This is a genomic window from Wolbachia endosymbiont of Drosophila bocki (assembly GCF_028982005.1).
Taxonomy (GTDB): domain Bacteria; phylum Pseudomonadota; class Alphaproteobacteria; order Rickettsiales; family Anaplasmataceae; genus Wolbachia; species Wolbachia pipientis.
Genome location: NZ_JAPQLG010000150.1, coordinates 1 through 13116, shown reverse-complemented (window position 1 = coordinate 13116; position 13116 = coordinate 1). Strand labels below are relative to the sequence as shown.

The following is a 13116-nucleotide window of genomic DNA, read 5'->3' as shown; positions in this document are numbered from 1 at the left end:
AGATATACCTCTTTCTTAACTATGCTTATCTTACCTCATATTTTCGAGATCCTTAACAGGTTCTTAGGAATTCGATTCCAGATATTGGAGAAGCTCCTCCATTACTCCATATTACTGGTGAAGAGAACGGATTGCTTTAATAAAAAAGGTAATAGCCTGATATCAGGCTGTTACCCTTTCCACATATCATTTCAATATAGCTGAGTTGATTTTGAAATTATAATTTTTTATAGGAGTTAGCATGAATAATAGTAAACAAGAAAGCAAAAACGAACTTAAAGTAATAAGCAAAATAGAAGTTAACACCAAACCTAAAGGTTATGATGAAACAGTTGCGCGAAATCCAGCGCAGCTTGGTTATGTCCACAAAGCTTTAGATAAATTAATCGCAGAGCTGAACACGAAATTCGTTCCTGAATTCGATGATGTATTGCATAACAATAGCAACTCTATCAGTCAATTAAATGACATGCTAACAGAAGAAGGGAGTAAGCTTGACGAGCTAATAAAAGAAATTAACGATTTAAAATCTTCGCTAGAATCGCCACCAATGGATGCTCCTGAATTCATATAAGAAAAAAAGTAATAGCCCAGTGGGCTGTTACTCTCTCTACATATCGTTTCAATACAGCTGAATTAGGGAATCTGTTTTAAAACTTTCGGCATATAGTTCTCATCATGTTTTGCAAACACTGTATCTGCAAGAAAAGTACTATTATCAAACATTTTACCTTGCACAACAACACCACTTTTTTCTGAAAACATTGGTGGAAGTATCCCTTGATATTTTACCACAACGCTTTTGTTAAAATCTGTCATTTGAAAAATTACTTCACTTTCGCTCCGTATCACGCTATTTTCAACAACCATTCCACCAACACGGATTAGTTTTTGACTATTTTGTAAAACTATTGCCTCACTTACTGTATAGAAAAATGAGATGTTTTCTTTGAGCGTTGTTAAAATAAAAAAGACTATGCAGCTTAAAAAGCAGAAAATTCCTGAAGTTATAAGTAATCGCTTATGTTTCTTCTTCATTATTATCTTTCAGGCTTTCTAGAATTTTTTTACTTTTAATATAGCAAGAAATGGTAAGAATCAGTTCTCCGGTAATCAATGTAAGACTAATAAGGTAAGCAAAAATCACATACGTGTTCATAATATATCGTTAATAAATAACTCACCTGCATCAAAATAAATTAAGCTTTCATCCTTTTGCTGCAACACCAATTTACCACTTTCATCTACATCAGCAAAAATTCCTTCATACAATTTGCCAGCTAACTTTACACTGATTTGCTCGTTCATCTTGAATGCTCTTGTGAGCCACATTTTTCTTATAGCATAAAACCCATCAAACAGCCATTGCTTTCTTAGCTTATTAAAATTTATTATTAATTTCTCTAATAGATCTATGTTAGACACAGATTCACCGTAATTGCTAATACACATTGTTCCTGGAAGTGGTGCATGATTGACATTAATTCCAATTCCTACAATAAGCCAATTCGAATTGGATCTTTTTTCAAGCAATATTCCACTGATTTTTTTACTATCAACTAGGACATCATTTGGCCATTTATATTGAATGTTACTATCATCCATAAATGACAGTAAAGTATTCCCTACAACAAGAGCAGTCACAAAAGTCAATTCTGTTAATTTGCTAACTTGATTCATTAAACCTCTTTCTGTCATCCCAGTATTTTCCCCAGTGTTTGACACATAACTATGCGAACGTTGCAATTTGCAGGTGGTATGTGGTGTCATTCCAGTGCGTGACACTGGAATCCAGTTCTTATTACACAGTTGCCTGATGTGCCCATTTGTAATTAAGTTTTCTGGATCCCAGTGTCTGGGCACTGGGATGACATCATCCTTGGTGGGAATACCACAACGTTTGTACAGTTGTGTGCTTGACCATTCTTCTTTTTTTCTAGATTCCAGCGTCACGCGCTGGAATGACACCGAAAGCTGGCTTTCATTCAGATAATCGTTAAAGAGGTTTATCACCAAACTCGCATAAAAATTACCCTCTGGAGAAACCCAACTTTTTCCGGTGCGCCCCCTGCCTTCTATTTGTTTATCGGCAATAATAACGGTTTCATTTGATATTCCTTTATCAATTAAATCCAACGCTTCTTTATTAGTGCTTGAAACTTCTTTGTAATGATGAATATGAAAGCCCTCAGGGATCACCTTGTCAGCCCTTTAGTTCAATGAGTGAGTAAAGATCTTCTACATACAAGAAAAGAACGAGGTTGATCAGTGAAGCCACTGAAGTGATAATGAATAGACCCTTAGAATAAGCAACCTTATTGCCACCAGCTTTATCAAAATACATAACTTTCATGATATTTAAATAATAGTAGCATGATATCACACTCGCTATTACAAGGATCAAGGACAGGCTGATAAAGCCAGAATTTATTAAACTTTTGAATATAAAAAGTTTAGCGAAAAACCCAGCAAGTGGAGGTATTCCCGACATTGAGAGTAACAGCACAGAAAGATGAAATGCTACAATTGGGCGTTTCTTCCCTATACCAGATAAATTTGCAATATCACAATCGTCATCGTCAATTTGTACGAGATATGAGAATAGCCCTATGCTTGTGATGATATATATCACCAGATACATTAAGGCACTATCTGTTCCTGCTTGTGTAAAAATAGAAAGTGAAGCAAATATAAAACCAATGTGACCAATTGAACTGTAAGCAAGCAGCCTTTTTAAGTTTTGCTGACGTAAGGCCCCAAAAGCTGAGATAAGCACAGACAATGCTGAAACGTATAAGAAAATAGGCTGAACATAACTTTTTACATTTACTAACTCTTCATTCATCAATCGAATTAAAAATGTTACAAGTGCAGCTTTTGGAGCTGTAGAAAAAAACGCAGTTACTATGGTAGGTGCACCTTGATAGACATCTGGAGCCCACATATGAAAAGGAACAATAGCAAGCTTGAAACACAAACCAATTAGGACAAAGACTAACCCAAAAACTATTCCATAAGTTATCTGATGGTTTTGCAAGAATGAACTGAGCTCAGAGAAATTGACTTGTCCTGTATATCCATAAAGCAGCGACATTCCATATAGCATAATGCAGGAAGATAGTGCACTAAGTGTAAAATATTTCACTCCTGCTTCACATGAATAAGCTGAATCTTTATTAAAGCTCGCAAGAACATACAAAGATATACTCATCAACTCAAAAGCTAAATAAAAAGAGATCAGACTATTTGCTGAAACCAAAGTTATCATGCCAAATAGCGCAAAAAGAATCAGTATTGAAAATTCATATTTATAGTCATATTTTGATAAATTCAGCATCAAAAGTATTAAAATTCCTGCGCTGAGAATTAACCCTTGGGCTGACCTGATATATAAATTGAGTTTTAACAACGAATTAAAGAGAAAAATTTCATTGTTTTCTGCCAAAAGAATTAAAATAATCAAAGTTACCACTGTGCAGCCAAGTGCTAATAAGTTGATAGTTCGGCGGTTAAATATAATCCCAAGCAGCAGCAACACGAACGAGGAGATAATAGAGAACGTTTCCGGCAATATCTGTATATAATTCATAGCGCATTATATTTGACTAACAAATTTGCCATACATGGCTTCAAATAATTCAGTGCAAGGGTTGGATAGAATCCAAGCAAAATAACAAACACTGCAAGCAGAATTAAGACAGAAAATTCTATGCTATCCAAGCGGTTATTTAATAATTTAGAATAGCTAACCCCCCATATTATTTGCTTACATAAATTCAGCATATAAACTGCGCTTAAAATAGTGCCAAGTGCGATAAATCCTGTAAAAAACCCTATGCTCTTAAACATTCCAACCATAGCCAAAAACTCACCTGCGAACCCAGATGTTCCAGGTAGCCCTATTGAAGCCATTGAAAATAAAATGAACATAAAACCAAATTTTGGCATTGTGTTTACTATGCCAAAATACTTTGCAATCTCCAAAGTTCCAGTTCGAGTATATAGCATTCCAACACACAAAAATAAAGCAGCAGAAATAAGGCCATGACTAATCATTTGAAATATGCTACCCAGTACTCCTTCCTCACAAAATGAAAAGAGGCCAGCAGTAACGATCCCCATATGTGCTATTGAAGAATAAGCTATTAACTTCTTTATATCATCTTGAGCAAACGCAACTAGCGAAGCATATATCACCGCAATAATGCTCAGCACAACAACGAAATTTGAAAAATACAAACTTGCCTGAGGAAGCATTGGAATAGAAAACCTTAAAAATCCATATCCCCCCATTTTAATGAGCAAGCCAGCTAAAATAACAGATCCAGAAGTTGGTGATTGCACATGCGCATCAGGAAGCCAAGTGTGAAATGGAAACATAGGTACTTTTATTGCAAAAGAAATAAAAAATGCAATCCACAGCAATGACTGCACTTCAAGATCAAGGCTTGGCACTAATGTAGCTAATTTTTGTATATTAAACGTTCCAAAAATGTTATAGATGTAAACCAATCCAAGTAGAAATAATAATGAGCCAGTTAATGTATAAAGAAACAACTTAAACGTTGCATATACCCTGTGTTTTCCTCCCCAGATGCCAATAATAAAGAACATTGGTATTAAAACAGCTTCAAAAAGCACATAAAAGCTTATAGCATTCAGTGAAACGAAAAAACCGACTACAAAACTCTCAAGCAGTAGAAACAATGCCATATAGGCTTTTAGGGTCGTATAACTCATTTTGCAGTTGTAGAGTATACAAATTACAAACAAGAAAGTTGTAAGCAGAAGGAAAAGCAACGATATACCATCTATCCCTATTCCAACATTTCTAATTGGGTAGCTGACAAACTGAAAGTCCGCATTGTTATAATCAAATTCTATACAAGCTACAATGCTAAGCAAAAATGGAAGTACAGCAAAAAATAGGGCAAGGAATCTTAAGTGTATAGATTGATGATTAATCCTGATTAAGGATAAAATCAACGCTCCTATCAGTGGAAGCAAGAATATACTAAGTAATAACACCTTCTATTTAATTCCAATAATACATAAAGTACCGATTATTAGAGTAACAAACATAATAAATGCATAATCAAATATATAACCAGTTTGTAACTTTATAGAACTTTTTGAACATCCATTAACCAACCTTACAACACCATTTGGTCCAAATGAATCAATAGCCTTAACATCAAACTTCCATAGAAGCCTAGATATAAACCTTATCGGTGCAATTATAACAAACTCATACACCTCATCAAAGTACCATTTATTCTGCAAAAACTTAAGTAAAAATTTACTCTTAATTTGCCTAATTACTTGATATTGGTAAATTAGGTACGCAAGTGCTATTCCACTTAGGCTTGCTAAGGTTGGCAGTAGTTTTATAAAGAAATTATGAACTCCATGCTCATCAATCATCACTAAACTTGATTTCCAAAACGCATTACTAGTTATGTTCAAAATATTTGCTCCCCATATTCCAGAAAATACTGATCCAAAAGCGAGTATCAGTAATGGTATAAGCATAATCTTTGGTGCCTCATGTATATTAATTTTACTTTGTTTTTGGCTGTGGAACACAAGAAGCAATAACCTCCAAGAGTAAAACGCTGTGAAGAATGCAACAACTAAGCTTATTACAAAAGCAAAGCTATCCGTGCTATAAGCATGTTCAATTATCAAATCCTTTGAATAAAAACCTGCAAATGGGAATATCCCAGAAAGCGCAAGAGATCCAATCCACATGAGAGCGTAAGTGCAAGGGATTTTCTTCCAGCAATTTCCCATTTTCTGAATGTTTTGCTCATGATGCATTGCATGAATCACATTGCCAGCACCAAGAAATAGTAGAGCTTTAAAAAAAGCGTGTGTCATTAAATGAAAAATAGCAACATTGTAAGCAGAAAGCCCACATGCCATGAACATATAACCAAGTTGACTGCAGGTTGAATAAGCAATTATTTTCTTTATATCGTTCTGAGTAATTGCAACGGTGGCTGCAAAAAAAGCAGTGAGTGCTCCAACGATAACTATTAATTCTCGTGCCACATTTGATAACTCAAACAATGGAGAACACTTTGCTACTAAAAATATACCTGCTGTTACCATCGTTGCTGCGTGAATAAGTGCAGAAACAGGAGTTGGCCCTTCCATTGCATCTGGCAACCAAACATGTAAACCAAGCTGTGCAGATTTACCCATACAGCCAATAAAAAGTAATATGCATATTATATGAGTTACTTTGAATTCACAGCAGAATGCCCTAATGTTCTGCGTGCCAAGAAGATCAGTTGTGTCAAAAACTTCAGTAAAATTCAAAGAGTGAAATGTATAATAAATAAGAAAGATTCCAATCAATAGTGCAAAGTCTCCTACCCTATTCACAACAAATGCTTCAATTGCTGCATTATTTGCAGAATATTTTTGAAACCAAAATCCTATGAGTAAATAAGAACATAGGCCAACCCCTTCCCAGCCAAAAAAAAGCTGCACGAAATTATCGCTTACAACCAGCACAATCATGCAAAACGTAAACAGCGATAGGTAAGAAAAAAACCTCGACTTCCCCTTATCATGCTCCATATAACCGACAGAGTAGAGATGTACTACCAGTGAAACAGTGGTAATAACAATCAGCATTAAGGATGAGAGAGCATCCACACTAATTGCCCAATTTACTTTTAATGCACTTAATGAAAATAGAGGAAATAAAACTAAATGATAGTTTTCAGAGAAGGTAAGAAAAACATACCAAGATAAAACTGCAGATATTCCAATCCCTGCCGTTGTAACTAACTGACCAAAAACATCTTTTCTAAAAAGTGCTGCAAACAGCGAACCAAAAAGTGGCAAAAATACTATTAATTTCAGTATATACGTCATACTTTCATTCTTTCATTAAATTTGCTTGTTCAACGTCTATATTGCCACGGCTTCTATAATATACAACCAATATTGCAAGCCCAACTCCTGACTCTGCTGCCGCAACAGTCAACACAAACATCACAAAAATTTGCCCAACTATATCATTCATAAAGGCAGAAAAAGCAACTAGATTGATATTAATTGCCAGCAATAATATTTCTATTGATAACAGTATGTTGATTATGCTCTTACGGTTGATGAAAATACCGCACACCCCAATAGTGAACAAAATAGCAGCAACTATCAAAAAGTGATTTAATCCTATTTCCATTCTACTCCTTTTCCAAATTTAGCCTTAATCAATTTTACAGATGAAGATTGTGTCAATTGCTTTAATACATTCTGTTTTTTAACTCCTTTTTTCTTGTCTTGCAAAGTAAGAGCAATTGCACCAACAATTGCAACAAGCAGCAGAATACCAGAGAGATGAAAAGCGTACATGTAGTCAGTGTAGAGCAAATTACCGATAGCTTTCACGTTATTGGTATTATAGTTTATAACATCGCTTATATTTGGTGCTGAGCTGCGGATTACAAAGCTGATAATCAAAAAAAACACAATACACAACATAGCACCAAGAGTGAAATGCTTTGCAAAACCCTGGCGCAACCTTATGTAGTCAACATCGAGCATCATAACTACAAAGAGAAACAACACCGCAACCGCACCGATGTATACTATCAGCACCATCATAGCAATGAATTCAGCTCCAAGGAGAATGAAAAGCACTGCAGAGTTAACGAAGGTGAAAATTAAAAATAATACTGCATGCACAGGACTTCTTACACTAATTACGCATACAGCAGATAAAATGCTTAGAATTGCAAAAAAATAAAAGAAAAAAGGCATCGATACCTTAACTGCAACAATAGTTACTAATCTAAAGTAACTATTGTTGTAAAGTCAATATTATATTAAACGTTTGAAAACATTGTACTGCAAAGCTCCAGCTCCATTTTAAATTGCTATATAGAGCATTTTCTCAGTAATGCAATAAACACTTAAACTTGTTCTTGACAACTTTAATTTATTAACGTATAATATATGTATGTTAGTAATTAATGGCGGCTTAAAATGTACAACATATTTGGTTATTTTCAAAGTAATAACACTTGTAATACACAAAGTGGTAAATTAAATAGAGAAAGTTATCAGTACACTACAAGAGATTATGTGACAATTTACTTTAATAACACACCAGCCAGTTTAGGTAGATCATTGAGAGGATTTAAAGAAAAAGCGTATGGATTTATGTATGATATCGGAACTTGGTTGAAAGAAACATATGAAAATCTCACTGAACGACCTGCAACGCATAATCACTATACCCCAAAAGAAAAACCCCTTGTTGAAGAAATAGGAGTGGAGGAACCAGATCGTACATATAAGCCATTCCGAACTCCACCTATCCACCCAACAACTGGTGCCAATGACTTAAATCAAGTTGTTGTTACTCAGCATACACTTGAAACTACCCCAACAAGACAGATCTACGTTTAAATATGTAGTACTTGAGTGAAGCATTCTTTAACTGTTCTATTCAATAAAACCTTTACAATATTTCAATCATAGGTTTAACTTTACGAAGTTATAATCTATAGGGCTACGATGAACGATTATCTCTCACTGCTAAATCCAGAACAACAATCAGCCGTAACTAACATAGATGGACCAGTTTTGATACTGGCAGGAGCCGGGACGGGAAAAACAAGAGCGATTACTTCAAGAATAGCACACATAATTAGAAACGGTCACGCTTATTCTGATGAGATATTAGCAGTTACATTCACAAATAAAGCAGCAAATGAGATGGTATCAAGGGTACTTGAGCTAACGGGCACAAACATACCATGGCTTGGCACTTTCCATGCAATTGCAGCAAAAATCTTGCGCCTGCACGCAGAAATTGTGGGCTTAAACCCCAATTTTACAATCATTGGTGTGGATGACCAATTACAGGTAATAAAAAATATTATCAATGAAATAAATCCTGATTACCTATCAGAAAAATGTAAGACCATTATGAATATTATTCAGCAATGGAAAGAGAAGTGCTTATTGCCATCTGAAGTGGAAGATATTCAATCATTTAGGCCAGTGTACGTAACTGCACTCAAAGTCTATCACCAGTATCAGGAAAGGTTGAAATTCCTTAATTCTGTCGATTTTGGTGACTTGTTGCTATATAACATACAACTCTTTAATCAAAAGGCCGAAGTTCTGTCCTATTACCAAAACAAGTTTAAATATGTCATGGTAGATGAATATCAAGATACAAATGCAATACAATATCTTTGGCTAAAATACCTTGCAAAAGAGCACTCAAATATTTGCTGTGTAGGAGATGACGATCAATCAATATACAGTTGGCGTGGTGCAGAAGTTGAAAATATTTTGAAGTTTTCTGACGATTTTAAAAATGCAAAAACTGTTAAACTAGAGTGTAACTACAGGTCAACATCCCACATACTTGCAACTGCGTCATATGTTATCAATCACAATAAGACTCGCTTAGAAAAAAAATTGTGGACAACAAACATTGAAGGGGAAAAGGTAAATCTAATAAAATTATGGGATGGGAAAGCTGAAGCAAGGTTCATAAGCGAACAGATATTGAAACTCAATAAATACAGATTTAGTGACATTGCAGTGCTGGTAAGGGCCACTTTTCAAACTAGAGTTCTCGAAGAGTATTTTATAAAATATTCAATTCCCTACAAGATTATAAGTGGCGTAAAATTCTACGAACGTCAGGAAGTCAGGGATATAATTGCATATTTAAGACTTGTTACAAACAATAACGATGACTTAGCTTTCGAAAGGATAGTAAATCGGCCAAAAAGAAGCATAGGAGCTACAACTCTAAAGAAAATATACACGACTGCTCAGGATAACAAAATTTCTTTTTTTGAGGCAGCAAAAATATTAGTTAATAGTAATCAGGTAACCGAAAGAATTAAACTCTCACTCAACGATTTTTTAAATAAAATTAAAGCTTGGGAAGAAATAGTAAGCGTAAAACCACTGCATGAATTCGTTAAAATCGTAGCAAACCAATCAGGATATATTGAAATGCTTGAAAATGAGGAGGTAACAGGCTTAGCACGAATAGAAAATGTTAAAGAGCTCATCTCATCTTTAAAAAATTTCGATAATGCCACAACTTTCTTGGAGCATATAAGTCTGGTGATGGAAGTGGATAATATGAATAACGATGACACCGTATATGTTATGACTCTTCATGCAGCCAAAGGACTTGAATTCCCGTGCGTGTTTCTACCTGGTTGGGAAGAGGGATTATTTCCTCATCAAAGATCTTTTGATGACAAAAGTGGTAAAGCTTTAGAAGAAGAAAGAAGACTTGCATATGTTGGCATAACCAGGGCAAAGGAAAGGTTAATCATTTCATGTGCAGATAGGAGGGAAATTAACAACCAGTGGCAACCGACGCGCACTTCTCGGTTCATTAAAGAATTGCCAAGAGAAAATGTTGAGGTAATTAAAAGCAACATTGCCTACTGTTGAAGCTATAATTGCAGATAAACATATCTTACAAATCTGAATTACTTCAACTATATGTTTCTCCTGGCAAAAATTCTGTAACCGTTCACACTTAATTCTTCAATCTCATACCAATTTCTATTACATAACAAACAAATAGACAATAGAAGTGAGAAGGTTATACTAAGGCAGTATAATGATGGAGTTTTGGAATGGCATTGGTATCAGGTTGCAATTTTAGCTTACATTGTGCCAATCTTTCTTCGATTGCTGCTCGCATAAATTCTGCCTGTTTTTTAGTTCTGCAGTGCACTACCGCATCATCCACATATCTTTCAAATGGTACTGTTGGGTGATTTTGTTTCATCCATATATCAAATGCATGGTGTATAAATATGTTTGAAATGATTGGGCTTATTGAACCTCCTTGCGGAACTCCTTTTTTCCCTAACTACCTTACTGCCATCTGCTTGCTGAATAGGGGATTTCATCCACCTTTCAACATACAGTATGGCCCATTTGCAGTCTGTGTGCTTCTTGATAGCCTGCAGTGCTAAATTGTGGTCCAGATTGTCGAAAAATCCTGTAACATCAACAGCTTTCTTGGTAATCGTATCCTGTCTCCAATAAACAGCGGTTTTGCTATGTATCCTTGATCAGCAAAAAACTTACGTAAAGTTGGAGCCTTGTATTTAGCTTGAGTGAAAAGACTTAGAGCACCATCACGATCTTGAACACTTGCACTATGAACATCAGCCGCAATAATTAAGCCCACTGTATCTACAACAATATGACGTTTTCTACCCTTTATTTTTTTTTCAGCATCATATCCTCTGGATCCCCTTTTTGAGTGGTTTTTACTGATTGACTGTCAATTATTCCTACTGAAGGTGTTTCATTTTTACCAAACATTTTTCTTACCTCTTTTACTAGCATATTATGTATTTTTTCCAATTTGCCATTACTACGTCACCTAAGAAAATAGTCACACACCGTCTTCCATGGAGGAAAATCTTTCGGCAGCATTCTCCATTGACAACCACCTCTCATTATATACCTTATTGCATTAATAATTGTTCTGATATTGTGCTTTCTTGGCCTCCCTATCTTTCCTTGTGCAACATGTGGCTCCAAAATTTCCCATTCCTTATCACTTGGATACAATTTTCCCTCCTATTTTTTACTTACACTATCATATTTTTTTCCTCATTCCTTTTCAAGACATACTCTTAGACAACTGGACGTCAAGCCTATCCTAGTGCTGCATATCAAGCTCATACTCAGTATGTAAATCTTTGACCAAAGCTACAACGTATTCTTTTTGAACAATTATACCGATTTTGATTTCAGATGTTGTGATAGCAAGTATTTCTATCTTTTTTTCGCTTAAAACCTTGAGTGTGCGGTGCATCACTTCAGTGTTAGACATAACACCAATACCAATTATTGAAATTTTAGCTACATTATCGTTTATAGCATAATTTTCATTCTTATTCAGTAACTTTTTCATTAAATCAATATCAAATTTGGAGATAACAAAACTTGACACATGTATCATATCAATTTTAACGTTTGCTCCTGCTATATCTCTTAAAGTACGCAAGTTATTTGCAAGGTTAGTGAAAGTTACAAGAGCTTCATTAGTGCTATAAGTTATTCCAGTAATTAAGTATCTCTCTAGTACATCCCTTTTGTGTAGTACTGTGGTGCCTTCTACTTCCTTAAAAGTGGATAGCACTTGCACTTTAATGTTATGTTTCATTGCAAGTTGTACTGAACGATTATGCAGTATTTTAGCACCAGATGACGACATTTCCAACATTTCATCGTAAGAGATAAATTTGAGCTTGCGTGCCTTTGGAACAATTTTCGGGTCTGCTGTATATATTCCATCAATATCAGTAAAAATTTCGCAAGTTCTAACACCAAAGGCTACCGCGAAGGCAACTGCTGATATATCAGAGCCTCCTCTTCCAAAAGTAGTGATTCTATCATCATTTATACCCTGAAAACCAGCAATGATCGCAGCAGTATAACCCTCAGCAAAAGATCTTTTCACACGTTCAATCTTTATTGTTTTTATTTTAGACTCAGAATAAAAATCATCAGTTACAATTGGTAACTGCCAGGCAAGCCACGATTTAGCATTAACTCCGATCGATTGGAGAGTGATAGCTAATAGACCGCAAGAGATTTGTTCTCCTGCTGAAAGCATAACGTCATACTCTGATAACTCTTGTCTATAACTTAAATTTGAGATTTGCCTAGCCTGAAAAACCATTTGGTCAGTAAATCCTGCAACAGCAGATACAACAACGATTACATTACAACCTTTCTCAATATCGTTTTTTATCAAATTTGCAACTCGGTTTAAATCAGTTAGCGAAGTCCCACCAAATTTTTTTATGATTATTTTGTCCATAGTTACAATATAACTCTCTTCTGAAGAAAAATATAGTTTTTGTAGAGATAGCAGCTTGCAAGCCATTTAGAAAAGGGAGAACAAAGCGATAGCTAACGCGTCATACCACGATTCATTCCATAGCTGTACGAACATTCATTTTTGAAGGTAAATTGCACAGCAAATGGTGTCATCCCAGTGCCTAGACACTGGGATGGCTTTGTTGCATAGCAACTGAAAAAATCTGGTGGCTACTGACAAAATTCATTATAAAATAGCCATTT

The 13116-nt window shown here is 35.2% G+C and carries 16 protein-coding genes; 3 read left to right on the top strand and 13 right to left on the bottom strand.

Annotated elements, in window-relative coordinates:
* Positions 1-241: 241 nt before the first annotated feature.
* Positions 242-574, top strand: coding sequence for a hypothetical protein (locus OZD61_RS03305; protein WP_274979836.1), 333 nt, complete (start codon positions 242-244; stop codon positions 572-574).
* A 62-nt stretch (positions 575-636) separates the two neighbouring features.
* Here the strand turns inward: OZD61_RS03305 and ccmE are convergent, their stop codons facing one another.
* Genes ccmE through OZD61_RS03270 form a run of 8 tightly spaced genes read right to left on the bottom strand, consistent with a single transcriptional unit; the run spans position 637 to position 7779 of the window.
* Positions 637-1038, bottom strand: coding sequence for a cytochrome c maturation protein CcmE (gene ccmE, locus OZD61_RS03300; protein WP_012673317.1), 402 nt, complete (start codon positions 1036-1038; stop codon positions 637-639).
* Entirely contained in the window at positions 1022-1159 is a 138-nt protein-coding gene (locus OZD61_RS05880; protein ID WP_006012903.1) for a CcmD-like small membrane protein, read from the bottom strand. The genes ccmE and OZD61_RS05880 overlap by 17 nt, the downstream gene beginning before the upstream one ends.
* Positions 1156-2199, bottom strand: coding sequence for a biotin--[acetyl-CoA-carboxylase] ligase (locus OZD61_RS03295; protein WP_274979835.1), 1044 nt, complete (start codon positions 2197-2199; stop codon positions 1156-1158). The genes OZD61_RS05880 and OZD61_RS03295 overlap by 4 nt, the downstream gene beginning before the upstream one ends.
* A 4-nt stretch (positions 2200-2203) precedes the next feature.
* Complete coding sequence (locus OZD61_RS03290; RefSeq protein ID WP_274979834.1) at positions 2204-3589, bottom strand: NADH-quinone oxidoreductase subunit N; 1386 nt, start codon at positions 3587-3589, stop codon at positions 2204-2206.
* Positions 3586-5028 carry a complex I subunit 4 family protein gene (locus tag OZD61_RS03285; protein ID WP_274979833.1) on the bottom strand — a complete coding sequence of 481 codons (1443 nt, stop codon included), beginning with the start codon at positions 5026-5028 and terminating at the stop codon, positions 3586-3588. Before OZD61_RS03285 ends, OZD61_RS03290 begins: the two co-directional genes overlap by 4 nt.
* 3 nt (positions 5029-5031) lie before the next feature.
* Complete coding sequence (gene nuoL / locus OZD61_RS03280) at positions 5032-6888, bottom strand: NADH-quinone oxidoreductase subunit L (RefSeq protein WP_274979831.1); 1857 nt, start codon at positions 6886-6888, stop codon at positions 5032-5034.
* Positions 6889-6892: 4 nt separating this feature from the next.
* Positions 6893-7201: an NADH-quinone oxidoreductase subunit NuoK gene (gene nuoK, locus OZD61_RS03275; protein WP_019236815.1), complete on the bottom strand. Its 309-nt coding sequence runs from the start codon at positions 7199-7201 to the stop codon at positions 6893-6895.
* Positions 7192-7779 (bottom strand): NADH-quinone oxidoreductase subunit J, encoded by a 588-nt coding sequence (locus OZD61_RS03270; protein ID WP_274979830.1) that lies wholly within the window; start codon positions 7777-7779, stop codon positions 7192-7194. The genes nuoK and OZD61_RS03270 overlap by 10 nt, the downstream gene beginning before the upstream one ends.
* A gap of 225 nt (positions 7780-8004) precedes the next feature.
* On the opposite strand from OZD61_RS03270, the gene OZD61_RS03265 reads away from it, so the two are divergent.
* Together OZD61_RS03265 and OZD61_RS03260 are read left to right on the top strand one after the other, a co-directional pair.
* Positions 8005-8430, top strand: coding sequence for a WD_0964 family protein (locus OZD61_RS03265; RefSeq protein WP_274979829.1), 426 nt, complete (start codon positions 8005-8007; stop codon positions 8428-8430).
* Positions 8431-8538: 108 nt separating this feature from the next.
* Positions 8539-10455, top strand: a complete 1917-nt coding sequence (locus OZD61_RS03260) for an ATP-dependent helicase (protein ID WP_274979828.1) — start codon at positions 8539-8541, stop codon at positions 10453-10455.
* A 154-nt stretch (positions 10456-10609) separates the two neighbouring features.
* Here the strand turns inward: OZD61_RS03260 and OZD61_RS03255 are convergent, their stop codons facing one another.
* The 5 genes from OZD61_RS03255 to OZD61_RS03240 form a co-directional block, all read right to left on the bottom strand.
* A complete protein-coding gene (locus OZD61_RS03255) occupies positions 10610-10822 on the bottom strand; it encodes a hypothetical protein (protein ID WP_274979837.1) in 213 nt (70 codons plus the stop codon).
* Positions 10823-10984: 162 nt separating this feature from the next.
* A complete protein-coding gene (locus OZD61_RS05800; protein WP_410543727.1) occupies positions 10985-11221 on the bottom strand; it encodes a hypothetical protein in 237 nt (78 codons plus the stop codon).
* 17 nt (positions 11222-11238) lie between these two features.
* On the bottom strand, positions 11239-11367 hold the full coding sequence (locus tag OZD61_RS03250; protein ID WP_255317429.1) for a hypothetical protein: 129 nt from the start codon (positions 11365-11367) through the stop codon (positions 11239-11241).
* Between the two features lie 33 nt (positions 11368-11400).
* Complete coding sequence (locus OZD61_RS03245) at positions 11401-11595, bottom strand: transposase (RefSeq protein ID WP_274979827.1); 195 nt, start codon at positions 11593-11595, stop codon at positions 11401-11403.
* A gap of 91 nt (positions 11596-11686) precedes the next feature.
* A complete protein-coding gene (locus OZD61_RS03240) occupies positions 11687-12853 on the bottom strand; it encodes an aspartate kinase (protein ID WP_274979826.1) in 1167 nt (388 codons plus the stop codon).
* Positions 12854-13116 lie beyond the last annotated feature (263 nt).